General features: G+C 71.2%; 23 protein-coding genes. 9 read left to right on the plus strand and 14 right to left on the minus strand.

The features are described 5' to 3' along the window. Positions 1–48: 48 nt before the first annotated feature. Positions 49–1,026, minus strand: coding sequence for an aldo/keto reductase (locus MKW14_RS16825; RefSeq protein WP_240863351.1), 978 nt, complete (start codon positions 1,024–1,026; stop codon positions 49–51). 81 nt (positions 1,027–1,107) lie between these two features. Then, positions 1,108–2,532, minus strand: a complete 1,425-nt coding sequence (argH, locus tag MKW14_RS16830) for an argininosuccinate lyase (RefSeq protein ID WP_240863352.1) — start codon at positions 2,530–2,532, stop codon at positions 1,108–1,110. 236 nt (positions 2,533–2,768) lie between these two features. Between argH and MKW14_RS16835 the strand changes: the two genes are divergently transcribed. The 3 genes from MKW14_RS16835 (at position 2,769) to MKW14_RS16845 (ending at position 5,114) form a co-directional block, all read left to right on the plus strand. Then, the gene (locus MKW14_RS16835; protein WP_240863353.1) at positions 2,769–3,698 is read left to right on the plus strand and encodes a hypothetical protein; all 930 of its coding nucleotides are present in this window, start codon (positions 2,769–2,771) and stop codon (positions 3,696–3,698) included. A gap of 120 nt (positions 3,699–3,818) precedes the next feature. Continuing rightward, on the plus strand, positions 3,819–4,406 hold the full coding sequence (locus MKW14_RS16840; protein WP_240863354.1) for a pyridoxamine 5'-phosphate oxidase family protein: 588 nt from the start codon (positions 3,819–3,821) through the stop codon (positions 4,404–4,406). Positions 4,407–4,409: 3 nt separating this feature from the next. Continuing rightward, a complete protein-coding gene (locus tag MKW14_RS16845; protein WP_240863355.1) occupies positions 4,410–5,114 on the plus strand; it encodes a L,D-transpeptidase family protein in 705 nt (234 codons plus the stop codon). On the opposite strand, the gene MKW14_RS16850 is transcribed toward MKW14_RS16845, so the two are convergent. Together MKW14_RS16850 and MKW14_RS16855 are read right to left on the minus strand one after the other, a co-directional pair. Then, entirely contained in the window at positions 5,101–6,558 is a 1,458-nt protein-coding gene (locus MKW14_RS16850; protein ID WP_240863356.1) for a sensor histidine kinase, read from the minus strand. The genes MKW14_RS16845 and MKW14_RS16850 overlap by 14 nt on opposite strands. Further along, positions 6,555–7,295 carry a response regulator transcription factor gene (locus tag MKW14_RS16855; RefSeq protein WP_240863357.1) on the minus strand — a complete coding sequence of 247 codons (741 nt, stop codon included), beginning with the start codon at positions 7,293–7,295 and terminating at the stop codon, positions 6,555–6,557. Before MKW14_RS16855 ends, MKW14_RS16850 begins: the two co-directional genes overlap by 4 nt. Before the next feature lie 150 nt (positions 7,296–7,445). On the opposite strand from MKW14_RS16855, the gene MKW14_RS16860 reads away from it, so the two are divergent. From MKW14_RS16860 to MKW14_RS16880, 5 genes are all read left to right on the plus strand, one after another. Continuing rightward, complete coding sequence (locus MKW14_RS16860; RefSeq protein WP_240863358.1) at positions 7,446–8,798, plus strand: ferredoxin reductase family protein; 1,353 nt, start codon at positions 7,446–7,448, stop codon at positions 8,796–8,798. Between the two features lie 19 nt (positions 8,799–8,817). Further along, positions 8,818–9,315, plus strand: coding sequence for an FMN-binding protein (locus MKW14_RS16865; RefSeq protein ID WP_240863359.1), 498 nt, complete (start codon positions 8,818–8,820; stop codon positions 9,313–9,315). Positions 9,316–9,390: 75 nt separating this feature from the next. After that, complete coding sequence (locus MKW14_RS16870) at positions 9,391–10,773, plus strand: ferredoxin reductase family protein (protein WP_240863360.1); 1,383 nt, start codon at positions 9,391–9,393, stop codon at positions 10,771–10,773. A gap of 28 nt (positions 10,774–10,801) precedes the next feature. Then, entirely contained in the window at positions 10,802–11,617 is an 816-nt protein-coding gene (locus tag MKW14_RS16875) for an FMN-binding protein (RefSeq protein WP_240863361.1), read from the plus strand. 55 nt (positions 11,618–11,672) lie between these two features. Beyond that, positions 11,673–12,410 carry an FAD:protein FMN transferase gene (locus MKW14_RS16880; protein WP_276620851.1) on the plus strand — a complete coding sequence of 246 codons (738 nt, stop codon included), beginning with the start codon at positions 11,673–11,675 and terminating at the stop codon, positions 12,408–12,410. 109 nt (positions 12,411–12,519) lie between these two features. Here the strand turns inward: MKW14_RS16880 and MKW14_RS16885 are convergent, their stop codons facing one another. Genes MKW14_RS16885 through MKW14_RS16920 form a run of 8 tightly spaced genes read right to left on the minus strand, consistent with a single transcriptional unit; the run spans position 12,520 to position 21,372 of the window. Then, positions 12,520–13,059, minus strand: a complete 540-nt coding sequence (locus tag MKW14_RS16885) for an arginine repressor (protein WP_208779647.1) — start codon at positions 13,057–13,059, stop codon at positions 12,520–12,522. 19 nt (positions 13,060–13,078) lie between these two features. Beyond that, positions 13,079–14,257, minus strand: coding sequence for an acetylornithine transaminase (locus tag MKW14_RS16890; protein WP_240863363.1), 1,179 nt, complete (start codon positions 14,255–14,257; stop codon positions 13,079–13,081). Beyond that, positions 14,254–15,162, minus strand: coding sequence for an acetylglutamate kinase (argB, locus tag MKW14_RS16895; RefSeq protein WP_240863364.1), 909 nt, complete (start codon positions 15,160–15,162; stop codon positions 14,254–14,256). The genes MKW14_RS16890 and argB overlap by 4 nt, the downstream gene beginning before the upstream one ends. Then, positions 15,159–16,310 carry a bifunctional glutamate N-acetyltransferase/amino-acid acetyltransferase ArgJ gene (argJ, locus tag MKW14_RS16900; protein ID WP_240863365.1) on the minus strand — a complete coding sequence of 384 codons (1,152 nt, stop codon included), beginning with the start codon at positions 16,308–16,310 and terminating at the stop codon, positions 15,159–15,161. The genes argB and argJ overlap by 4 nt, the downstream gene beginning before the upstream one ends. After that, a complete protein-coding gene (gene argC / locus MKW14_RS16905) occupies positions 16,307–17,335 on the minus strand; it encodes an N-acetyl-gamma-glutamyl-phosphate reductase (RefSeq protein ID WP_240863366.1) in 1,029 nt (342 codons plus the stop codon). The genes argJ and argC overlap by 4 nt, the downstream gene beginning before the upstream one ends. Positions 17,336–17,380: 45 nt before the next feature. Continuing rightward, the gene (locus tag MKW14_RS16910; protein WP_240863367.1) at positions 17,381–17,773 is read right to left on the minus strand and encodes a GtrA family protein; all 393 of its coding nucleotides are present in this window, start codon (positions 17,771–17,773) and stop codon (positions 17,381–17,383) included. Between the two features lie 11 nt (positions 17,774–17,784). Beyond that, positions 17,785–18,735 carry a glycosyltransferase family 2 protein gene (locus MKW14_RS16915; protein WP_240863368.1) on the minus strand — a complete coding sequence of 317 codons (951 nt, stop codon included), beginning with the start codon at positions 18,733–18,735 and terminating at the stop codon, positions 17,785–17,787. Between the two features lie 21 nt (positions 18,736–18,756). Continuing rightward, on the minus strand, positions 18,757–21,372 hold the full coding sequence (locus tag MKW14_RS16920) for a YfhO family protein (RefSeq protein ID WP_240863369.1): 2,616 nt from the start codon (positions 21,370–21,372) through the stop codon (positions 18,757–18,759). Between the two features lie 200 nt (positions 21,373–21,572). Between MKW14_RS16920 and MKW14_RS16925 the strand changes: the two genes are divergently transcribed. After that, positions 21,573–22,025 carry a DUF6314 family protein gene (locus MKW14_RS16925; RefSeq protein WP_240863370.1) on the plus strand — a complete coding sequence of 151 codons (453 nt, stop codon included), beginning with the start codon at positions 21,573–21,575 and terminating at the stop codon, positions 22,023–22,025. On the opposite strand, the gene MKW14_RS16930 is transcribed toward MKW14_RS16925, so the two are convergent. Both MKW14_RS16930 and MKW14_RS16935 read right to left on the minus strand, forming a co-directional pair. After that, positions 22,007–22,600, minus strand: coding sequence for a histidine phosphatase family protein (locus MKW14_RS16930; protein ID WP_240863371.1), 594 nt, complete (start codon positions 22,598–22,600; stop codon positions 22,007–22,009). The genes MKW14_RS16925 and MKW14_RS16930 overlap by 19 nt on opposite strands. Before the next feature lie 103 nt (positions 22,601–22,703). Continuing rightward, the gene (locus tag MKW14_RS16935; RefSeq protein WP_240863372.1) at positions 22,704–23,141 is read right to left on the minus strand and encodes a GNAT family N-acetyltransferase; all 438 of its coding nucleotides are present in this window, start codon (positions 23,139–23,141) and stop codon (positions 22,704–22,706) included. Positions 23,142–23,168 lie beyond the last annotated feature (27 nt).

The following is a 23,168-nucleotide window of genomic DNA, read 5'->3' on the forward strand; positions in this document are numbered from 1 at the left end:
TGCGCTGCGCGTGTGACTCACGGGTGTGAGTCAGGAGTGGTTGTTGCGTCAGTGCCAGGGGAGGCTGCCGCGCTTCGCCCAGTAGGCCTGCGGCTCCTCGACCAGGGTGGCGAGGCGGGTCAGCTGGTCCTCGTCGAGGTCGACGACGGCCGCGTGGAGGTTGGAGGCGAGCTGGCCGAGGGTCGCGGCGCCGGAGAGGACGACGCCGGCCCAGGGCTGGCGCAGGATCAGGGCGAGGGCGACGGCGTCGCAGCCGAGGGACGTCTCGGCGGCCACCGCCCTGAGGGCGTCCGGTGCGTGCGGTTCCGCCAGGCGGCCGTTGGCCATGCCCTCCTTGACGATCACCGTGAGCCCGGCGTCGTGCGCCTCGGCGAGGGCGGGGGCGGCCGAGGTCTCGAGGGCGTTGTACGTCGACTGGACGGTGCGGAAGAGGGGTTCGCCGTCGACCGTCACGGCGAGGGCGGCGCGGATCGCGTCCGCCTGGGCCGGGCCGCTGGTGGAGAAGCCGACGGTGAGACCCTGGGCGGCGGCCTCCGCGAGCTTGGCGTGGAGTTCCTTGTCGGTGAGGGCCGGGCTGTCCGGGGTCACCGAGTGGATCTGGTAGAGGTCAAGGTGGTCGCCGAGGAGGTCCGCGGTCTCGCCGCGCTGGCGCTCGTAGGTCGCGAGGCTGTGGTCCTTGACCTCGTGCTTCTCTGCGTCGGTGGTCCAGTCGGCGGTGTAGGTGTAGCCCCATTTGCTGCCGATGACCACGTCGTTCCGGCCGGGGTTGTCCTCGAGCCAGTCCGCGAGGAACTCCTCGCTGCGGCCGTAGGAGCGGGCCACGTCGAAGTAGCGGACGCCCTGGGCGTAGGCGGCGTCGAGGAGTTCGTGGGTGCGGGCGCGGAGCGTCTCGACGCTGCGGTTCTCTGCGAGGCCGAGGTCGTGGTCCCGGTTGAGGTTGATGTAGCCGGGGCGGCCGACCGCGGCTAGGCCGAGGCCGATGTGGCAGGTGGGGGTGGTGGCTGTGGCGAGGCGGGCGAAGGGCATACCGACAACGTAACGCGGGATGCCCTTTCGCCTCAGGGAGTGGGGTGCACCGTTTCGTTGGCGGGTGCGGGCGCTCTGTGGTCAGGAGCGTTCTGCCCACCGGTGTTGAGCCGCCACGTTCTCCTTGACTTCCGCCAGCTGGACGGCGACCGCGCTCGGGGCCGTGCCGCCCCTGCTGTTACGGGAGGCCAGGGCGCCCGGGACGTTGAGGACGGTGCGGACCTCCGGGGTCAGATGGGCGGAGATCTTGGCGAACTGGTCGTCCGTCAGATCGTTCAGTTCCTTGCCCTCGGCCTCGGCGGCCTTGACGCACTCGCCCGCCACCTCGTGCGCCACGCGGAACGGGACGCCCTGCTTGACCAGCCACTCGGCGATGTCGGTGGCGAGGGAGAAGCCGGCCGGGGCCAGTTCCTCCATGCGGTCGCGGTGCACGGTGAGCGTGGCCATCATGCCGGTGAAGGCGGGGAGCAGGACCTCCAGCTGGTCGATGGAGTCGAAGACCGGCTCCTTGTCCTCCTGGAGGTCGCGGTTGTACGCCAGCGGGAGCGCCTTGAGCGTGGCCATCAGGCCCGTCAGGTTGCCGATCAGGCGGCCGCTCTTGCCGCGGGCCAGCTCGGCGATGTCGGGGTTCTTCTTCTGCGGCATGATCGACGAGCCCGTGGAGAACGCGTCGTGCAGGGTCACGAAGGAGAACTCCTTCGTGTTCCAGATGATGATCTCCTCGGCGATCCGGGAGATGTTCACGCCGATCATCGCGGTGATGAAGGCGAACTCGGCGACGAAGTCGCGGGAGGCCGTGCCGTCGATGGAGTTGCCGACGCTGCCGTGTTCGAAGCCGAGGTCCTTCGCCACCGCCTCGGGGTCGAGGCCGAGGCTGCTGCCCGCGAGGGCGCCCGAGCCGTACGGGGAGACGGCGGTGCGCTCGTCCCACTGGCGCAGCCGCTCGGCGTCCCGGGACAGGGACTGGGCGTGGGCCAGGACGTGATGGGCGAACAGCACCGGCTGGGCGTGCTGCAGATGGGTGCGGCCGGGCATCGCCACGTCCGGGTGGGCCTCCGCGAGGCCGATCAGCGCGTCCTGGAGGTCGGCGATCAGCCCGCCGATCGTGCGGGCGTGGTCCCGCAGGTACATGCGGAAGAGGGTCGCGACCTGGTCGTTGCGGGAGCGGCCGGCGCGCAGCTTGCCGCCGAGTTCGGGGCCGACGCGCTCCAGCAGGCCCCGCTCCAGCGCGGTGTGGCAGTCCTCGTCGGCCATCGTACCGACGAAGGAGCCGTCGGCCACATCGGCCTCCAGCTGGTCGAGGCCGGCGATCATCCGGGTCAGCTCGTCGTCCGTGAGCAGCCCCGCCTTGTGCAGCACGCGCGCGTGGGCACGGGAACCGGCGATGTCGTACGGCGCCAGCCGCCAGTCGAAGTGGACGGACGCGGACAGCTTCGCCAGGGCCTCGGAGGGACCGTCGGCGAAACGGCCGCCCCAGAGCCGGACGTCACCGCTGTTGCTGCTCACTTGCGTTGCTCCTCGGGGTCGGTCGGGGTCAGTCCAAGCGCTCACTGACATGCATGATTATGCAGAGCTCTGCATGATTCGTCAATTCAAGGAGCGATCGCGGGCCAATCTCGAGTCGACTTGAACATGCGTAACCGCTTTCCCGTACCTCTCGCCGAACGCAGGCGCCGCGTTTGTAAACACCCGTCACACACCAGTGACAGAACTGTCACTCCAGACCCGAGTGAGGCATCCGCATGTCCAGGGCTCTTCCGAAGTACAACAAGCGTCGCGTCGCGATCATCGGCGGCGCCGCCGCGGTGGCGCTGTCCGGAGCGGTCATCGCCGGTACCGCCCTCGCCGGGACGCCGTCCAAGAGCAGCGGCGGGAACAACGCCCGGACCCTGGCCGCGTCCCCGGGCACCATCACCTGCCCGGACGTCGCCTCGCAACTCCCGGCGATCCCGGCCTCCGCCCAGGCCGAGGTCACCCGGAACCTCACCCTGCTGCAGACCCAGATCGACGAGGCCAACAAGCGTCTGGTCGACACGGTGGGCCAGGGCGGACCGAACTTCGTGAACAACGCCATCCTGGGCCCGCTCAAGGACAAGCGCGTCGCCACGGTCAACCGCATCGCCACGGCCATCGGCCGTACGGCGGCCAAGCCGACGGGTCTGGACTCGCTGGCGCCGTGCGCCCTCAACGGGGCCGGCGGGGGCAACGCCAACGCCGGCAACGCGAACACGGGCAACGCCAACGCCGGCAACGCGAACGCCGGAGGCGCCGCCAACGCCGGTGGTGCCGCCAACGCCGGAGGCGCCGCGAACACCGCCGCCCCGAGCGCGAGCGCCTCCGCCGCGGCGGGCGGACAGACCGGCACCGACGCCGCCGGCGTGGGCACCATCACCTGCCCGGACGTCGCCTCGCAGCTCCCCGCGATCCCGGCCTCCGCCCAGGCCGAGGTCACCCGGAACCTCACCCTGCTGCAGACCCAGATCGACGAGGCCAACAAGCGTCTGCAGACCTCCGTCGGCCAGGGCGGACCGAACTTCGTGAACAACGCGATCCTCGGCCCGCTGGCGGACAAGCGGAAGTCGACGATCGACCGCATCGCCATCGCGATCGGCCGCACCTCGACCAAGCCGACCGGCCTGGACTCGCTGGCCGCCTGCACGCTCACCAAGTGACGTGACAGGCGCTGTGGCCGCCCCGATGGAGCGCCGGCCGGGGCGGCCGCGGCGGGATCCGGCATCCGGACCCGGCAATTCCTTAGACAGGCGAAAGGATCGCGTTCATAATCGTCAGGCGTGGGAAAGACTTATGAGCGCATAGACGGCAGGCTGCGTACGTTCATCGAGGCGCAGCCTCTTTTCTTCACCGCGACCGCCCCGCTCTCCGGCGACGGCACGGTCAACCTCTCCCCCAAGGGCCTGAAGGGCTCGTTCGCCGTGCTGGACGAACTCACCGTGGCCTACCTGGACTTCGCCGGGTCGAACGCCGAGACCATCGCGCATCTGCGGGAGAACGGGCGGATCACACTGATGTGGTGCGCGTTCCAGGGACCGCCGAACATCGTGCGGGTGCACGGCCGCGGCGAGCCGGTCTTCCGTGACGACCCGCGGTTCGGTGAACTCCTCAGCCACTTCCCGGACATCGACGAGACCCGGCACGGACTGCGCGCGATCATCGTGGTGCGCGCCGAACTCGTCCGCGACACCTGCGGTTACGCCGTGCCCTTCATGACGTACGACGAGGACCGCGACCTGCACGGCAAGCGGTTCGCGCGCGAGGACGACGCCTCGCTGAACGCCTACTTCACCAAGAAGGAGCACATCGCCAGCAGCCTGGATGGACTACCCGGGCTGCCGTTGCCGCTGCCGCCCTCTACGGTCTGAGCCATGCGAACCTCTGCCGTCGCCGGCGCTCTGGCGTCCGTGTCCCTGCTGGTCCTCGGTGCCGCCGCGCCGGACGCCGTGGCACCGCTTCCCGCGCGTATGGCCGACACCGGGGGCGGGAGCCAGCTCATCACCGCCGTGGCCCCGGCGAAGGGTTCGACCACCGGCACCCTCACCTGGTGGGACCGCAGGAACGGGCGGTGGGTGAAGGCCGGCTCCGCCTCCGCCCGGTTCGGGGCGAAGGGGCTGGTCGAGGGGGCCTCACGGAAGCAGAACACGAACACGACCCCCACCGGGCTGTACGACCTTCCCTTCGCCTTCGGGATCAAGGCCGCGCCGAGCGGCACCACCTACAAGTACCGCCCGGTGCACACGAGTTCATGGTGGTGCGAGGACAACGCGTCGCGCTCCTACAACCGTTGGACCGAGCCGCGTCCCTCCGACTGCCGGGCGTCGGAGTCGGAACGGCTCGGCGCCTACCCGACGCAGTACGCGTACGCCCTCGTCATCGGGTTCAACTACCACCAGCCGGTGCGGGGACGCGGTGCCGGCATCTTCCTGCACGTCAACGGGCGCGGGGCGACAGCCGGTTGTGTGTCCGTGCCGAGTGACGCGATGCGGGCGATCCTCCGCTGGGCCGCCCCCGGGAAGAAGCCGCACATCGCCATCGGCACCACGAGCGGGAGCACGGCGATCACTCGGTACTGATCCGCACGGTGAACGTCGTCGACCCCGGTCTGCTCTCCAGCTCCACGCTTCCGCCGTGCGCCTCGGTCACCGCCGCCACGATCGACAGGCCCAGGCCCGCTCCACCGCCCGAGGCGTCCGCGCGGCGGCGGTGTTCGGCCCGGGTGAAGCGTTCGAAGACGCCGGGCTGGATGTCCTCGGGGACCCCCGGGCCGTCGTCGTGGACGTGCAGGACGGCGGCGGAGTCCTCGGTCTCCAGGGTCACCGTGACCTTCGTGCCGGCGGGGGTGTGCAGACGCGCGTTGGCCAGGAGGTTGGCCACCACCTGGTGGAGGCGGTGCTGGTCGCCGACGACGGTGACCGGTTCCTCGGGCAGGTCCAGCTCCCAGCGGTGCTCGGGGCCCGCGGCCCGGGCGTCGGTGACGGCGTCCAGGACCAGCATGGTGAGGTCGACGGGCTGCCGTTCCAGCGGGCGGCCCGCGTCCAGCCGGGCCAGCAGCAGCATCTCGTCGACCATCTCGCCCATCCGGGACGACTCCGCGGCGATGCGTTCCAGAGCGCGGCCGATCTCCGGCGGTACCGGGCCGGGGTGCAGCAGGGCCAGTTCCGCGTGGCCCCGGACCGAGGCGACCGGGGTGCGCAGTTCGTGGCTGGCGTCGGCGGCGAAGCTGCGCAGCCGCTCCTCGCTGGCGTGCCGTTTGGTGAGCGCGTCCTCGACATGGCCCAGCATCCGGTTGAAGGCCCCGGCCACCTGGCCCACCTCGCTGCGCGGGTCGGACTCCGGGGCCCGGGGCGGCAGGGCCACCTCGCCGCTGGCGAGCGGGAGTTCGCTGACCCGGGTGGCGGTGGCCGCGACCCGGCTGAGCGGGCGCAGCGACCAGCGCACCCAGCAGGCGCCGACCACGCCGGTGACGGTGAGCGCGGCGCCGAAGACGATCCCCGCGACCAGTTCCAGCCGGTGGACCGCGGCCTCCACCGGCTCCAGCGGCAGACCGGTGACGAGTACGTCCCCGTCGGCGCCCCGGGAGTAGACGACCCGGTAGGCGTGCAGCGCGGAGAGGCGGACGGTGTGTCCCCGGCCGTCGGCGGGAATCCCGGCGAGCGTCTTCTTGTCCCCGGCGCTCAGCGGGACGTGCTGGATGCCGTCGGAGCGGACGACCGCCGCCTCGGTGACCTTCCCGTCGACCAGCCGGGCGCCCAGGGTGCCCGTGGACTGCCGGCGGGTGTCGCCGTTCTCGTCGCCGTCGTGGTCGTCGGGCAGCCCCTTGTGCTCCAGGCTCACGGCGAACCGGTTCCCGGCCTCGGTCAGCTGCTGGTCCAGCCGGCTAAGGAGGAACCCGTTCAGCTCGAACACCGCGGCCACCCCCACTGCGGCGCAGCTGACCGCGAGCAGCACGACCAGGCCGACGGTGAGCCTAGCCCGCAGGGTGCGCGGCCGGGGCAGGCGCCGCCACGGCACCCTCATGACGCCACCGGCTTGAGCACGTACCCGGCGCCGCGCACCGTGTGGATCATCGGCTCGCGGCCCGCGTCCACCTTCTTGCGCAGGTAGGAGATGTACAGCTCGACGACATGGGCGCGGCCGCCGAAGTCGTAGGACCAGACCCGGTCGAGGATCTGCGCCTTGCTGAGGACCCGGCGCGGGTTGCGCATGAGGAAGCGGAGCAGCTCGAACTCGGTGGGCGACAGCTCGATGAGTTCGCCGGCCCGGGTGACCTCGTGGGAGTCCTCGTCCATGACCAGGTCGCCGACGGTGAGACGGGGGCCCTCCTCCAGTTGGCGGGCCATGCCGGCACGGCGCAGCAGGCCCCGGACCCGGGCGACGACCTCCTCCAGGCTGAAGGGTTTGGTGACGTAGTCGTCGCCGCCCGCGGTGATGCCGGCGATACGGTCCTCGACCGCGTCCCGGGCGGTCAGGAACAGCACGCAGACGTCCGGTTTCACGGCGTGCAGGGAGCGCAGCACGGCGAAGCCGTCGGTGTCCGGGAGCATCACGTCGAGGACGACCGCGTCCGGCAGCAGCTCGCGGGCCTCGGCGAGCGCGGAGGCGCCGTCGCCGGCCGCGCGGACCTGCCAGCCCTCGTAGCGCAGCGCGCCTGAGAGCACCTCGGCGAGATCGGGGTCGTCGTCGACGACGAGCACGCGCAGGGGGGTGCCGTCGGGGCGGGTGAGGGCGGGACGGCCGGATCTGGTGGTGTTCATCTCCTCCCCAGGATCTCCCCTCGCGCCCGCGTCACGCAGCGAAGGGGGCTCTGAGTTTCCTCTGAGTGGGCTCGGTGAAGGTCCCGTTCAGAGGGTGCTCAGAGGTTGCGGAGGCACAGTTGCGTCCCGGACAGGTGAAAGGACGCGTATATGACCACCGTGTACGAGCGGAGGGCGGCACCGCGGGTCGCGCCGCCCGTGCGGCGCTCCCCCGCGGGTGCCGTGCTCGCGCTGCTGTGGGCCGGTGCGGCCGCCGTGGTCGCGATGTGGTGGGCGGACACCGGTTCGGTGGTCGGCGCCGCGGGCTGGCTGACCGGGGCCGGGCGGATCGCCGGACTGCTGTGCGGGTACGCCTGTGCGGTGCTGGTCGGGCTGATGGCGCGGGTGCCGCTGCTGGAGCGCCGGGTCGGCTCGGACCGGGTGGCCCGCTGGCACGCGATGGCCGGCCGCTACACGGTCTGTCTGCTGGTGGCACACGTCGTGCTGATCCTGCTCGGGTACGCCGCGCAGGACCGCGCCTCGGTGTGGCACGAGACGGTGACGGTGGTGCTGGACTACCCGGACATGCTGAAGGCCACGGCCGGCGCGGTGATCCTCCTCGCCGCCGGCATCACCTCGGCCCGCGCGGTGCGCCGCCGTACCAGCTACGAGTTCTGGTACTACGTGCACCTGCTGACCTACGCGGCGGTCTTCCTCGCCTTCTTCCACCAGCTGACCCTGGGCAACGAGTTCAACGGCCACCAGGTCGCCACAGCCGCCTGGTACGCGCTGTACCTCGGGGTCGCCGCCCTGGTGCTGTGGTTCCGGATCCTGGCACCGGTGCGGCTGAACCTGCGCCACCGGCTGCGGGTGCAGTCCGTGCACCGGGAGGCGCCCGGCGTGTACTCGGTCGTCGTGCACGGGCGGCGGCTGGACGAACTGGGCGCACGGCCGGGGCAGTTCTTCCGCTGGCGGTTCCTCGGCGAGGGCATGGGCTGGACGTCGACGCCGTACTCGCTGTCGGCGCCGCCCCGCCCGGATCTGATGCGGATAACTGTCAAGGCGCTCGGCGACCACAGCGCGGCCGTCTCGCTGCTGCGGCCCGGCACCCGCGTATGGGCGGAGGGGCCGTACGGCTCGATGACCGAGGACCGGCAGACCTCGCCCAGATCCCTCCTGATCGCGGCCGGCGTCGGCATCACCCCGCTGCGGGCCCTGTTCGAGACGCTCCCGGGTGAGGTGACGCTGCTGTACCGGGCCCGGACGGCCGAGGACCTGGCCCTGGGCGCGGAGCTGGAGGCCATCGCCCGGTGGCGTGGCGCGAAGGTGCTGTACGCGCTCAACGGACCGGGCGGACAGCGCCCGAACCTGACCGCGCAGTCGCTGCGGGCGACCTTCCCCGATCTGGCCGGCCACGACGTCTACCTCTGCGGTCCGCACGGGTTCGCCCGGGACCTGTACGAGGAGCTGCGTGCCGCCGGGGTCCCGGACCGCCGCATCCACCACGAGTCGTTCGAACTCTGAGACCTGTGAGGCCGTAGAAGTGCACGCGCTGAAGAAGAACCGCCCGCTGCGCCGGATCGTGCTGGCGAGCGCCGCCACCGTCTCCGGGATGGTGCTGCTGCTGTCCCTGAAGCCGCACACCACGCCGACGGCCGCCCTCGCCGTGCCGGCGCCCTCCAGCAGTGCGAGCGCCCCCAGCGGATCCGGCGGGTCAGGCGGCTCGGGCAGCTCGGGCAGCTCGGGAGGATCGACCACCACCGGCACGAAGACCGTCACCGGGAGCACGGTCCAGACCCGCTGGGGTCCCGTCCAGGTGAAGATCACCGTCAAGAGCGGCAAGCTCACCGACGTGACCGCGGTGCAGTACCCCACGGACAACCCGCGGGACCAGGAGATCAACAGCTACGCCCTGCCCCAGTTGCGCAGCGAGGCCCTGCAGGCCCAGAGCGCGAACATCGACACCGTCTCCGGGGCCACTTACACGAGTGACGGTTACCGCCAGTCACTCCAGTCCGCCCTGGACTCGGCACGCGGCTGAACGCACCGGCGTCACGGCACGTATCTCTGGGCCAAGGGACCACGCCACCCCCCTTGCCCCCGCCCCGGAGGAACAGTGACCACCACGCTCGCAGGCGGCCGCGCCGCCCGCCGCCAGACGATGCGCCGCATCCGCCCGCGCCGCTCCCCGGCGACCGTCCTGCTGCTCGCCGTCTGGGCGGGCGCGGTCGGTGTGCTGTGGCTGTGGTGGATGAACACGCCGTCCATCGCCGACCAGAACGGCAAGATCCTCAACGCGGGCCGGATCACCGGTCTGCTGGCCGGCTATCTGATGGCACTGGTCGTGCTGCAGATGGCCCGGGTGCCCGCGCTGGAGCGGCGGGTCGGCTCGGACCGGGTGGCCCGCTGGCACGCGATGAGCGGCCGCTACACGCTCTGCCTGGTCTTCGCGCACGTCTTCCTCATCATGTGGGGCTACGCGCTGCAGGCCGGCAAGTCGCTCGGCGACATCGTCCAGCAGACGATCGACTCCATCAACCAGCTGCCGGACATGGGCAAGGCCGCCATCGGCACCGGCCTGTTCGTGCTGATCGGCCTCACCTCGATCGGCCCGGTCCGCCGCCGACTGCCGTACGACACCTGGTACCACGTGCACCTGCTGACGTACGGGGCCGTGTTCCTGACGTTCTGGCACCAGATCACCACCGGCAACGACTTCGCCGTCGCGCCGGCCGCCAAGACCTTCTGGTACGCGCTGTACGGCTCGGTCACCGCGCTGGTGATCTGGTACCGCATCCTCGTCCCGATCCGGCTCAACATGCGCCACCGCATGCGCGTCGAGGCGGTCATCGAGGAGACGCCGGGCATCGTGTCGGTGCTGATCGGCGGGCGCAAGCTGCACCGGATGGGCGCGGAGGCGGGGCAGTTCTTCCGCTGGCGGTTCCTCGCGCCGGGCATGCGGTTCAGCTCCCACCCGTACTCGCTCTCCGCGGCGCCGCGGCCGGACATGCTGCGGATCACGGTCAAGGCGATCGGCGACCACAGCGCCCGGCTGCGCGAGCTGACGCCCGGCACCCGGGTGTGGGCCGAGGGGCCGTACGGCGCCATGACCGCCCAGCGTCGCAGCCGCGGCAAGGTGCTGCTGGTGGCGGGCGGTGTGGGCATCACGCCGATGCGGGCGCTGTTCGAGACGCTGCCGGGCGCGGCCGGCGACATCACCCTCCTCTACCGGGCCAACACCACCCAGGACCTGGCCCTGTGGGACGAGCTCGCCGCCATCGCCGACGACCGCGGCGCCCGCCTGATGTACGCCGTCAACAGCCCGGACGGGGAGCGTCCCGACATCTCGGCGGAGCGGCTGCGGCAGAAGCTGCCGGACATCGACAAGCACGACGTGTTCATGTGCGGACCGGCCGGGTTCGCGCAGTCCGTGTACGAAGCACTGCGCGGCGCGGGAGTGCCCGCCCGCCGCATCCATCACGAGTCGTTCGAGATGTGAGCGACGGGATTCAGGAGCCCAGGTACCGATGAAGAAGAGTCACCCCATCCGGCGTGTCGTGCTGGCCGGCGCCGCCACCGTCTCGGGTGTCGTGCTGCTGCTGTCGCTGAAGCCGGCGTCCGACCCGAACGCCCAGGCGGCGGGAGCGGCACCGCAGCAGACCGCGGGCGCCCAGGCCTCGCCCCAGGGCGGCACCGGATCGAGCGCGACGGCGTCCGGCACGATCGACGGCAACGTGGCGCAGACGCAGTACGGCAACGTGCAGGTACGACTGACCGTCGCCAACGGGAAGATCACCAAGGCCGAGGCGATCCAGGCGCCCAAGGGCGGCACCAGCGACCAGAAGACGGCCCTGTCCATCCCCAGGCTCACCCAGGAGACGGTCACCGCGCAGAGCGCGCAGATCGACGCGGTGTCCGGGGCGACGTACACGAGCAACGGCTACAAGCAGTCGCTGCAGTCGGCGCTCGACAAGATGAAGGCGAGCGCCGGTTCCGCACAGAGCGGCGCCGGGTCGTCCCAGAGCGGCGGCTCGGGCTCGTCCTCCGGTGCCGCTTCCGGTGCCGCGCAGGCCAAGACGGTGACCGGCGCCGTCGCGCAGACCCAGTACGGCCCGGTCCAGGTCCGTATCACCGTCGCGAACGGCAAGATCACCAAGGCGGACGCGGTGCAGGCGCCCAAGGGCGGCATCAGCGACCAGAAGACGGCCCTCGCGATCCCCAAACTCAACCAGGAGGCGGTGGCCGCGGGCACCGCGCAGATCGACTCCGTGTCCGGGGCCACGTACACCAGCGGCGGCTACAAGCAGTCGCTGCAGTCCGCGCTGGACCAGGCCGGTGGCTGAGTCGGTGGCGGAGTCTGCGGAAGCTCCCGCCGCGGTGCGTCATGCGGAGGAGGTCATGGGGACCGTCTTCTCCTTCGACGTCCGCGGCGGGAAACCCGACGCGGTACGGGCGGCACTCGGGGAGGCGATCTCCGGGCTGCACCGGGTCAACGAGGTGTTCAGCACCTACCGCGAGGACAGCCAGGTCTCCCGGCTCGCCCGCGGTGAGCTGACCCTGCCGGAGTGCGACCCCGAGGTCGCGGAGGTGCTCGACCTGGGCGCCGAGGCCGAACGGCTCAGCGACGGCTGGTTCAGCCTGCGCTACGAAGGCCGCCTCGACCCCACCGGCATCGTCAAGGGCTGGGCGGCCGAGCGCGCGGCCCGTCGGCTGCGGGCGGCCGGCGCGACCGGGGTGAGCGTCAACGGCGGTGGCGACGTGCAGATGTTCGGTATGCCGGAGCCCCACCGCCCCTGGCGCGTGGGCATCGCCGACCCGCTGCGCCCGGGCGGACTGGCGGCGGTGGTCTCGGCGGCCGGCGCGGACCAACTGGCGGTCGCCACCTCGGGCACCGCCGAACGCGGCGCCCACATCGTCGACCCCCGCACCGGCCGCTCCGCGGTGACGGACCTGGTGGCGGTGACGGTGGTGGCCCCCACCCTCACCTGGGCGGACTGCTGGGCGACAGCGGCCTTCGCCATGGGCTCCAGGGACGGCCTGCGCTGGCTGGAGTCCCTGCCCGATGTGGAGGCACTTCTCATCACGGCCGGCGACGAGGTCAGATGCACAGGGGGCTTGGCGTCTCGACTCGGGTGAGCGAAAGGGCTTTTAGGGGCGCGGGGCTGTGTTGGATTTGCGGCTACCGCCGCGTGTGCGCGAACAACCCCCACCGACCCGCAGTCGGCGAACAACCGCAAGCGCCCTCTCAGTGGCCGTTCTGAGCCAACCGCAACAAGTGCTCCGCCAACGCCTGCCCCCCGGTGGGCTCCCGGCTGATCAACAGCAACGTGTCATCGCCCGCGATCGTCCCCAGAATGTCGTGCAGTTCCGCCTGATCGATGGCCGAGGCCAGGAACTGCGCGGCACCCGGAGGCGTCCGGAGAACCACCAGGTTCGCCGAAGCCTCCGCGGAGATCAGCAGCTCCTGTGAGAGCCGCCGCATCCGCTCCTCCTTCGCCGACTCCCCGAGCGGCGCACGAGGCGTGCGGAAACCGCCCTCGCTCGGCACCGCGTAGATCAGGTCGCCGTCGTTGTTGCGGATCTTCACCGCGTTCAGCTCGTCCAGGTCCCGGGAGAGCGTCGCCTGAGTGACCGTCAGCCCGTCGTCGGCGAGCAGCTTCGCCAACTGGCTCTGCGACCGCACCGGTTGCCGGTTGAGGATGTCCACGATCCGGCGGTGCCGCGCGGTCCGCGTCTGCGGCACGGCAGGCCCGGCGTGCTGTGCGTCGTCCTGCGCCTGACTCATCGTCGTCCCATTCTCCGGCTCATCCGTCCCCGTCGAGGATGCCGGGCAGCGCCCGCAGGAACGCCGCCACCTCGTCGTCGCCGAGATTCAGCGGCGGCATCAGCCGTACGACGTCGGCGGCGGGCGCGTTCACCAGGAACCCGGCCTCCTGAGCCGTCTGACGCACCCGGGGCGCGTGCGGCTCGGTGAGCACGATACCCAGGAGCAGGCCGGCGCCCCGGACATGGTCGATCAACGGGTGGCCCAGCGCCTCGATCCCGTCCCGCAGCGCCCCGCTCTGCCGCTTGACGTTCTCCAGCAGCCCGTCGTTCGCGATCGTGTCGAGCACGGCGAGCCCGGCGGCGCACGCGACCGGGTTGCCGCCGAAGGTCGTCCCGTGGTGCCCCGGCCGCAGCAGTTCGGCGGCCCGCCCGAACGCGACGGTCGCGCCCAGCGGCAGCCCGCCCCCAAGGCCCTTGGCCAGCGTCACGACGTCCGGCAGGACCCCCTCGTGCGCCTGGTACTCGAACCAGTGGCCGGTCCGCCCGATCCCGGTCTGCACCTCGTCGAGGACCAGCAGCGCACCGTTCGCGGCGGTGATCGCGCGGGCGGCCTTGAGGTAACCGGGCGGCGGGACGACGACGCCGATCTCGCCCTGGATCGGCTCCAGGATCACCAGCGCGGTCTCCTCGGTCACCGCGGCGGCCAGCGCCTGCGCGTCGCCGTAGGGCACATGCGTGACCTCGCCCGGCAGCGGCAGGAACGGCTCCCGCTTGCCCTGCTGGCCGGTCATCGCCAGCGCGCCCATGGTGCGGCCGTGGAAGCCGCCCTCGGTGGCGACCACGTGGGTGCGCCCGGTCAGCCGGCCGATCTTGAAGGCGGCCTCGTTGGCCTCGGCCCCGGAGTTGCAGAAGAAGACCCGGCCCTCACGGCCGAAGAGCGCAAGGAGCCGTTCGGCGAGGGTGACGGTCGGCTCGGCCATGAAGAAGTTGGAGATGTGCCCGAGGGACGCGATCTGCGTGCTGACGGCCTCGACGATCGCCGGGTGGGCGTGACCGAGCGCGTTGACCGCGATGCCGCCGACGAAGTCGAGGTACTCGTTGCCGTCGGCGTCCCACACCCGGGTGCCCTCGCCGCGCACGAGGGGCAGCAGCGGGGTGCCGTAGTTGTTCATGAGCGAGCCCTGCCAGCGCTGGGCGTACTCCTCGTGGGCGGTCATCCGGCATCCCCCTCTTGTCCGTCGGGCACGACCATCGTGCCGATGCCCTCGTCGGTGAAGATCTCCAGCAGGATCGAGTGCTGGACCCGGCCGTCGATGACCCGGGCGGTGGTGACGCCGTTGCGCACGGCGTGCAGACAGCCCTCCATCTTCGGCACCATGCCGGAGCTCAACTCCGGCAGCAGCTTCTCCAGTTGGGAAGCGGTGAGGCGGCTGATCACCTCGTCGCTGTTGGGCCAGTCCTCGTAAAGGCCCTCGACGTCCGTGAGGACCATGAGCGTCTCCGCTCCCAGCGCGGCAGCGAGTGCCGCAGCCGCCGTATCAGCATTGACGTTGTAGACATGTCCGTCGTCCTGGCTACGGGCGATCGACGAGACGACCGGGATCCGGCCGTCGGCGAGCAGTGCCTCGATCGCGCCCGTGTCGATCTCGGTGATCTCGCCCACCCGCCCGATGTCGACCAACTCGCCGTCGATCTCGGGCTGGTGCTTGGTGGCGGTGATGGTGTGCGCGTCCTCGCCGGTCAGTCCGACGGCGAGCGGCCCGTGCTGGTTGAGCAGGTTGACCAGCTCCCGCTGCACCTGCCCGGCCAGCACCATCCGTACGACGTCCATGGCTTCCTCGGTGGTGACGCGCAGGCCGGCCTTGAACTCGCTGACGATGCCGTGGGTTTCGAGCGCCCGGCTGATCTGCGGGCCGCCGCCGTGCACGACGACCGGTTTGAGCCCGGCGTGGTGCAGGAAGACGACGTCCTGGGCGAACGCGGCCTTCAGGTCCTCGTCGATCATGGCGTTGCCGCCGAACTTGATGACGACCGTCCTGCCGTTGTGCTTGACCAGCCAGGGCAGCGCCTCGATGAGGATCTGGGCCTTGGGGAGCGCGGTGTGCTTACGCGTGGTGCTCATGACGAATAGGCGCTGTTCTCGTGGACGTAGTCGGCGGTGAGGTCGTTGGTCCAGATGGTGGCGGTCTCGGAGCCGGCGGCGAGGTCGGCGACGATGTGCACCTCGCGGTAGCGCATGTCGACCTTCTCGCGGTCCTCGCCCACACCGCCGTTCTTGCAGACCCACACGCCGTTGATGGCGACGTTGAGCCGGTCCGGCTCGAAGGCGGCCCTGGTGGTGCCGATCGCCGACAGCACCCGCCCCCAGTTGGGGTCCTCACCGTGGATGGCGCACTTGAGGAGGTTGTTGCGGGCGATGGAGCGGCCCACCTCGACGGCGTCGTCCTCGCTCGCGGCGTTGACGACCTCGACCCTGATGTCCTTGCTGGCGCCCTCGGCGTCCCGGATCAGCTGCTGCCCGAGGTCGTCGCAGACGGCCCGCACGGCCTCGGCGAACTCCTCGTACTCCGGGGTGACTTCGGAGGAACCGCTGGCCAGCAGCAGCACCGTGTCGTTGGTGGACATGCACCCGTCGGAGTCGACGCGGTCGAACGTGACCTTGGTGGCGGCCCGAAGCGCTGTGTCCAGTACGTCGCCGTCGAGCACCGCGTCCGTGGTGAGGACGACCAGCATGGTGGCGAGGCCCGGGGCGAGCATGCCCGCGCCCTTCGCCATGCCGCCGACCGTCCAGCCGTCCTTCGTCACGACGGACGTCTTGTGGACGGTGTCGGTGGTCTTGATGGCGATGGCGGCCTTCTCGCCTCCGTGCTCGGAGAGTTGGGCGGCGGCCGCCTCGACTCCCGTCAGCAGCTTGTCCATCGGGAGCAGGACGCCGATGAGGCCGGTCGAGCAGACCGCGACCTCGATCGCGCCGCGGCCCAGCACCTCGGCGGCCTTCTCGGCGGTCGCGTGCGTGTCCTGGAAGCCCCTGGGGCCCGTACAGGCGTTGGCGCCACCGGAGTTGAGCACGACGGCGGAGACCTGGCCGCTCTTCAGGACCTGCTCGGACCACAGGACCGGCGCGGCCTTCACACGGTTGGAGGTGAAGACGCCGGCGGCGGCGCGGCGCGGACCGTTGTTGACCACGAGGGCCAGGTCCGGGTTGCCGTTCTCCTTGATCCCGGCGGCGATGCCCGCCGCCGTGAATCCCTTGGCTGCCGTGACGCTCACGGTGCGACTCCGATCGTGGAAAGCCCCGTCGTCTCGTCGAGACCCAGGGCGAGGTTCATGCTCTGGACGGCACCGCCCGCGGTGCCCTTGGTCAGGTTGTCGATCGCGCTGATCGCGATGACGCGGCCGGCGGCCTCGTCGTACGCGACCTGCACCTGAACGGCGTTGGAACCGTGGACGGACGCCGTGGCGGGCCACTGGCCCTCGGGCAGCAGGTGGACGAAGGGCTCGTCGGCGTAGGCCTTCTCGTAGGCGGCGCGGACGGACTCCGCCGTCACTCCGGCGACCGCCTTGGCGCTGCACGTGGCGAGGATGCCGCGGGACATCGGCGCGAGGGTCGGCGTGAAGGAGACCGAGACCCGCTCCCCCGCGGCCGCGCTGAGGTTCTGGACGATCTCCGGGGTGTGCCGGTGACCGCCGCCGACGCCGTACGGGGACATGGAGCCCATGACCTCGCTGCCCAGCAGATGCGGCTTGGGCGCCTTGCCGGCGCCGGAGGTGCCGGAGGCGGCGACGATCACGGCCTCGTTCTCGGCGAGGGAGGCGGCGTAGGCCGGGAAGAGGGCCAGGGTGGCGGCGGTCGGGTAGCAACCGGGCACCGCGATGCGCTTGGACCCCGTAAGCCGGGCGCGGGCGCCCGGCAGTTCGGGGAGGCCGTAGGGCCAGGTCCCGGCGTGCGCGGAGCCGTAGAACCGCTCCCAGTCGGCCGGGTCGTTCAGCCGGAAGTCGGCGCCCATGTCGACGACCAGGACGTCCGGGCCCAGTTGTTCGGCGACGGCGGCGGACTGGCCGTGGGGCAGGGCGAGGAAGACGACGTCGTGGCCGGCGAGGACGTCGGCGGTGGTCTCCTCGAGCACCCGGCCGGCCAGCGGCAGCAGGTGCGGCTGGAGCGCGCCGAGCTGCTGGCCGGCGTTGGAGTTGCCGGTCAGGGCGCCGATCTCGACCTCGGGGTGCGTGAGCAGCAGACGCAGGAGCTCTCCGCCCGCGTATCCGCTCGCCCCGGCCACCGCCGCACGTACCGCCATGTCATCCTCCTCCTGGATGGCATGACTATACGTTTCGCTGCACGTTTATGCAATCCGACTGGGCTCCGCCTCCACCAGGGCGTTCTCCGCCTTCGGCAGCATGATCCAGCGCGAGACGACGAAGGTGATCGGGATCGCCGCCATGGAGGCGATCAGCGGGGCGTACCGGCTGCCGAGGCCCAGGAGGTCGACGAGTACGTAGACCCCCACCGTGGTGACCACGAAGTTCGCGGCGTTGGTGAGGGGGAACAGCAGGAATTTCCGCCAGGTGGGCCGCGTCCGGTAGGTGAATCTCGCGTTCAGGAAAAAGGAGCCGACCATGCTGAGCGCGGTCGCCAGGATATGCGCGACAAGATAAGGGAAACGCGGGAGGAACAGCAGGTAAAAACCGTAGTACGTGCCGGTGTTCACCACGCCTATGACGGCGAAGGTCAGCATCTGCCGAGAGATCACGGAATGAGGTCTTTCGCTCGTTTCACATTGGTCGCCTTCACCAGGAAGTGCGGGCGTCCCTTGACCTCGTAGTAGATCCGCCCGGTGTACTCCCCGATCACGCCCAGCATGATCATCTGCACCCCGGCGAGTCCGGTGAGGGCCGTGATGATGGTGACATAGCCGGGCGTCGACACGCCGTTGATGATGGCCGCGCCCACGATCCACGCGGTGTACGCGGCGGCGCACAGCAGCAGGGCGAAGCCGAGGTGCAGGGCGGCGCGCAGCGGACGGTTGTTGAAGGAGATCAGTCCGTCGAGGCCGTAGTTGAGCAGGCTGCGCATGCTCCAGGAACTGCGGCCGGCCTCGCGGACGGCGTTCTCGTAGTCGAAGGTGGTGCTGGGGAAGCCGACCCAGGCGAACAGGCCCTTGGAGAAGCGGTTGTACTCGGTGAGGTCCACCACCGCGTCCACCACGCGCCGCGACAGCAGCCGGAAGTCGCCCACGCCGTCCTTGAGTTCGACGTCCACGAGACGGTTCACAAGCCGGTAGTACAGGCGCGCGGTGAGGGTGCGGGTGAAGCGGTCGCCGGTGCGGGTGCGGCGGGCGATGACCTGGTCGTAGCCCTCGGCGCGCAGCTCGAGCATGCGCTTGATGAGCTCCGGCGGGTGCTGGAGGTCGGAGTCCATGACGACCACGCAGTCGCCGGCGGCGTGGCGCAGGCCTGCGAGCAGGGCCGCCTCCTTGCCGAAGTTGCGGCTGAAGGACACGTACCGCACCCGGGCGTCGAGGTCGGCCAGCTTCTCCAGGACGAGGAGCGTGCGGTCGCGGCTGCCGTCGTCGACGTAGACGAACTCCATGTCGTGGCCGAGCGGCAGCAGGTCCTCCGCGACTTTCTGGACCGCCTCGTGGAAGCGTTCTATGACGTCTTCCTCGTTGTAGCAGGGCGCGACGATCGATATGAGCATGGGTTTCCCCCTGGGAGCGGATCAGAGTGCGCCGGACACGCGCTCGCGCGGCCGGATCGTGGCGGACGAGGAGGGCTCGGGGGTGCGCCGTCGGCGGACGGCGGTGAGGACGCCGAGCAGGGTCAGGGTCAGCAGCGAGGCCGCCCCGACGACCGTGCCGAGCCGTAGCCCGGGCGGGCGGAAGGTGCAGGTGAGACTGGTCGAGTCGGCGTCGAGCGGGACGGCGATCAGACCGTGGAACTCCTTGGCCGGTCGGGCGTCCCCGCCGCCCGCGGCGCAGCGCCAGCCCGCGATGCGGGGCGCCGCGACCACGGCGGTTCCCTTGCTGCCCGCGGGGAGTTCGGCGTGGATGGTGCCGTCGGAGACGGTGACCCGGGTGGCGCCGGTGGCCTTGAGGCGGTCAACGGCGGAGCGCAGCCGCGCGGTGTCCAGGCAGCCCACGGCGCCGTCCGGGACGAGACCGGGGCGGTTGGGGGTCAGGGTGATGCTCAGCCGCCCGGAGGAGGGGACCTGGCCGAGCGGCTCCATGGCGGCGCGGTTGCGGGGGTAGAGCGAGCGGAAGCGTGCGGTGTCCCCGCCCAGCCGCGCGGTGCCGGAGAAGCGCGGGGCCCAGAGGTAGGCCTGGCTGCCGGCCGGGCAGCGGGCCGTGATCACCGGCCTCTTCGCAGCGCTCCCGGCGCCCACCTGGCCGCCCTGGACCGGCTGACCGGCGTCGTCCCGCAGGACGATCGCGGGAACGGTGTAGACCCGGGAGCCCAGCAGCAGCTCCTGGTTGCGGTACGGCGACTCGCCGAAGCCGCCGGCGGACGCGGCGGAGGGTCGCACCGTCACCAGCGGCGGTACGTCCTCCTGGGAGACGGTCGGCGCGGTGCCGTCCTGCGGGAACCAGTCCTGGTGCGGGTCGGGCGGCGAGTGCACCCGGGCACCGATCGAGAAGATCGCGTCGGTCACGGCGTTGTCGAGGCTCTGCAGGCTGCGGCCGCGGGAGGTCCAGCCGCCGCCGAGGGCGGTGAGCGTACGGCTGAGGACGTCCGAGGTGAGGCTGCTGTAGTACTGGGCGCCCTCGCCGCCGACCAGCATCGGATCGTTGGCGACGGTCTGCTCGCGGCCCGCGTCGGTGCGGTAGGCGGGCCAGTCGTCGCTCTGCGCGATCAGCTCCGACTGGCGCTCCTGCCGCTCGCCCCAGGGCGCGTAGTTGTCCATGTGCCGCAGCCGCTGCCTCGACGCGTCGGCGGAGGTGGCCATGGCCTCTCCGAACTGGCCGCCGAACAGCAGGGCCACGGCGAGGACGGTGAACGCGGTACGAAGTCCGCGTCGGGCGGTCGGGGCGGAGACGGTGTCGGCGAGCCGCAGCAGGACCAGTCCGCCCAGCGCGCCGACGACGGCGAGTGACAGCACCACCCAGGTGAGGTGCTGCACCAGGGCACTGCGGCTCGCGACCGCGGTGATCACCGCCAGCAGACCGGTCGCCGCGCCCAGCGCACGCCAGTCCGGCGGCCCGTACGACAGCGCGTGCCAGGCGGCGACCACCATCAGGCCGCACAGGACGAACGCCTGCCGGTACGGGCTGCCCTGCGGGGTGGCGAAGGCGTGCCAGACCAGATGGGTCGGCTCCCACTGCAGCGACAGCGTCACCGCGACGACCAGCACCGTCCAGGCGACGCGCACCCGCACCGGGACCGCCCGGTGGAAGGGCAGGGCGAGGGCGAGCAGCAGGGCCGCGGTGCCCGCGTAGACCGCGGGGCTGCCGAAGGTGTACGTCGTCGGCAGCAGACGGGCCAGCAGGTCCTCCGTCGACACGGGCGTGAAGTGGACGACCCGGCCCGGGTAGGCGTGCTTGGTGCCGAAGTAGATGACCGTCACCAGCGGGGCGGCCAGGCCCACGCCGAGCGCGACGGTGGCGGCTGCGCGGCCGGCGGCCCGCAGCCGCTGACGGCGCGAGAGGTCGGAGAGCCACAGCCGGAGCAGCAGCACCAGACCGGCGGCGAGGGTGGCCATGTAGGCGGTGTAGAAGTTGGCGATCCACGCCTCCGTCACCACCAGCACGCCGAGCAGCGGCCGGCGGCGCCGCAGCGTCCACTCGCCGACCAGGCAGAACAGCGGCAGCGCGATCAGGCCGTCGAGCCACATCGGGTTGTAGGAGGCGACGGCCACGCTCCAGCCGCACAGCCCGTACGAGGCGCCCAGCAGCCCCGCCGCCCACCAGCGCCCGGAGCGCAGGCTCAGCAGCAGCCAGGCCATGGCGGCGCCGGCGGTGGCCGTCTTCAGCACGGTGATCACGTACACCGCGAGGTCGATCTCGTGCCGCGGGAAGACGCCGACGAGCAGGGCGAACGGGCTGCTGAGGTAGGTGCCGAGGTCGGGCAGGAAGCTGGAGCCGAAGCCGGACTGCCAGTTGACGAAGAGGCCGCCGTCGGCCTTGCCGTGCAGCAGGTCCCACAGATGGGCGTGGAAGGGTACGTACTGGTTGCCGAGGTCGTTGACGTCGCGGGTGCGGGGTCCGAAGGGGTAGCTGCGGGCCGCCGCGTCGGCCACGCAGAACACGGCGGTGGTGAGGACCGCCGCGAGCAGCGCGGCGGCCCCCCTGGTCCTGAAACGGCCGCTCGAAACGGCTTTGGACAGGGTCGAGCGACTCATTTCTTCGTACTCCCCGCGGGTTATCGATTCGACGGCTTAGACGGTCCGCGAATCCGTTCGGTTGTGCCGTCCGCGGAGAGTAATTATGCCGTTTCCGAATACCCGTGAGGTTTACGCGAGAAATGGTGAACGGCGGGGAAACAGGAATTTCCTGGCACGTAATTTGGTGATGAATTCAATGGTGACGTAGGGTCGGGGCCGTGGAGCGACGCGGCGGGTTGTGGCCCGTGGACGACACCCTGGGGTACCTGGCCGGGCGTTGGGGGGTGACGCGTGCGGTGCGGGACCTCGCGAGCGGGGACGCGGGACGCTTCGAGGGGACCACTGTGTTCGGATCGCTGGAGGGCGGCGGGCTGCTGCACTTCGAGTCCGGGACGTTCGTCTGGCAGGGGGTCTCCCGGCCCGCCGAGCGCACCCTGCGCCTCCTGCCGGGGAGCTCACCGGGGACGGCCGACGTGCGCTTCGCCGACGGGCGCCCCTTCCACCACCTCGATCTGACCTCCGGTCACCATGTCGCCGACCACCCCTGTGCGGCGGACCTCTACCGGGGCGAGTTCAGCGTCCTGGACGCGGACCACTGGCGGACGGTGTGGCGGGTGCGCGGTCCGGCGAAGGACCTCGTGCTGACGACCGACTACGCGCGCGTGGGCTGAGTCGGCACCCCGTCGAAGCGGAGGTTCCAGCGTCCGGCGCGGCCCGTCACGCTGGTCGTCGACAGGGGGCGGACGTCGATGTTCCAGTACGTCGACGGCGGAGCCTTCAGGACGTACACCAGGGCGGCCCGGATGACCGACGGCTCGGCCACGGCGACGATCCGGCCGCCGTCCTCGACGGGCCGGGTGTCGAGCCAGTTGCCGACGCGGGCGATGAACTCCAGCAGCGACTCGCCGCCGTGCGGGGTGGCGCGCGGGTCGGCGAGCCACAGGTCCACGGCCTCGGGCTCGCGGGCCATCGCCTCCGCCAGGGTCAGCCCGCGCCAGCGGCCCATGCCGCAGTCCCGCAGGGCGAGTTGGACCAGCGGGGTGTAGCCGAGGGCGTCCCCGGTCGCGCGGCTGCGCGGGGTGGGCGAGCAGTAGCGCAGCTCGGCCGCCGCCAGCGGGATCAGGTCGCGGACGACGCGCTGCACCTCGTCCCAGCCGGCCTGGTCGAGCGGACGGTCGTCCTCGAAGCGCTCGGCGAGCAGCGGGGAGCTGCGCGCGGCGGCGACGAATGTGACCCGAAGTGGCATGCGGCGATGGTGAGTCGCCGATGTACGCAGGTCAAGGGCTGGTGCGCGCGAGTCACCCAGGGTGGCCGAGAACTTACTTCGCGGTCAGGACCTGTCGGACACATCACGCGAAGAGGAGCGCCATCCAGCGGTCGGGATCGGTGAGCGGCGCGAAGCCGAGCTTGGCGTAGACGCCATGGGCGTCGGCGGTGGCGAGCAGGACACGGCGCACACCGAAGGCCTCCAGGTGGTCGCGGACGGCACCCACCATCGCCGTCCCGATGTTCTTGCCGCGGCCGGACCGGTCCACGTAGACGTCGCACAGCCAGGCGAAGGTCGCCCGGTCGGTGATGACCCGGGCGTACGCCACCTGAGCACCCGAAATCGTGTCGTACACCCCGAAGTTGAGCGAACCGGCGATGGCCTGTTCCTGCTTGTCGCGCGGGCGGCCCTGCGCCCAGTACGCGTCGGTGGACAGCCACTGGTGGACCCGGTCCACGTCGAGACGGTCGGGGTCGGTGGAGATCTCGTAGCCCTCGGGCAGGCTCGGGGTGTCGGTCATGGCCGGATGCTCGCAGGGCGGACCGGC

This window comes from Streptomyces gilvus (genome assembly GCF_022513565.1).
Taxonomy (GTDB): Bacteria; Actinomycetota; Actinomycetes; order Streptomycetales; family Streptomycetaceae; genus Streptomyces; species Streptomyces gilvus.

What these genes read in the sequence shown, in the direction of transcription:
- MKW14_RS16825 (WP_240863351.1), bottom strand. Translation starts at nt 1,026, where the DNA reads ATGCCCTTCGCCCGCCTCGCCACAGCCACCACCCCCACCTGCCACATC.
- MKW14_RS16835 (WP_240863353.1), top strand. Translation starts at nt 2,769, where the DNA reads ATGTCCAGGGCTCTTCCGAAGTACAACAAGCGTCGCGTCGCGATCATC.
- MKW14_RS16845 (WP_240863355.1), top strand. Translation starts at nt 4,410, where the DNA reads ATGCGAACCTCTGCCGTCGCCGGCGCTCTGGCGTCCGTGTCCCTGCTG.
- MKW14_RS16850 (WP_240863356.1), bottom strand. Translation starts at nt 6,558, where the DNA reads ATGAGGGTGCCGTGGCGGCGCCTGCCCCGGCCGCGCACCCTGCGGGCT.
- MKW14_RS16855 (WP_240863357.1), bottom strand. Translation starts at nt 7,295, where the DNA reads ATGAACACCACCAGATCCGGCCGTCCCGCCCTCACCCGCCCCGACGGC.
- MKW14_RS16860 (WP_240863358.1), top strand. Translation starts at nt 7,446, where the DNA reads ATGACCACCGTGTACGAGCGGAGGGCGGCACCGCGGGTCGCGCCGCCC.
- MKW14_RS16875 (WP_240863361.1), top strand. Translation starts at nt 10,802, where the DNA reads ATGAAGAAGAGTCACCCCATCCGGCGTGTCGTGCTGGCCGGCGCCGCC.
- MKW14_RS16880 (WP_276620851.1), top strand. Translation starts at nt 11,673, where the DNA reads ATGGGGACCGTCTTCTCCTTCGACGTCCGCGGCGGGAAACCCGACGCG.
- MKW14_RS16885 (WP_208779647.1), bottom strand. Translation starts at nt 13,059, where the DNA reads ATGAGTCAGGCGCAGGACGACGCACAGCACGCCGGGCCTGCCGTGCCG.
- MKW14_RS16890 (WP_240863363.1), bottom strand. Translation starts at nt 14,257, where the DNA reads ATGACCGCCCACGAGGAGTACGCCCAGCGCTGGCAGGGCTCGCTCATG.
- argB (WP_240863364.1), bottom strand. Translation starts at nt 15,162, where the DNA reads ATGAGCACCACGCGTAAGCACACCGCGCTCCCCAAGGCCCAGATCCTC.
- argC (WP_240863366.1), bottom strand. Translation starts at nt 17,335, where the DNA reads ATGGCGGTACGTGCGGCGGTGGCCGGGGCGAGCGGATACGCGGGCGGA.
- MKW14_RS16910 (WP_240863367.1), bottom strand. Translation starts at nt 17,773, where the DNA reads ATGCTGACCTTCGCCGTCATAGGCGTGGTGAACACCGGCACGTACTAC.
- MKW14_RS16915 (WP_240863368.1), bottom strand. Translation starts at nt 18,735, where the DNA reads ATGCTCATATCGATCGTCGCGCCCTGCTACAACGAGGAAGACGTCATA.
- MKW14_RS16920 (WP_240863369.1), bottom strand. Translation starts at nt 21,372, where the DNA reads ATGAGTCGCTCGACCCTGTCCAAAGCCGTTTCGAGCGGCCGTTTCAGG.
- MKW14_RS16930 (WP_240863371.1), bottom strand. Translation starts at nt 22,600, where the DNA reads ATGCCACTTCGGGTCACATTCGTCGCCGCCGCGCGCAGCTCCCCGCTG.
- MKW14_RS16935 (WP_240863372.1), bottom strand. Translation starts at nt 23,141, where the DNA reads ATGACCGACACCCCGAGCCTGCCCGAGGGCTACGAGATCTCCACCGAC.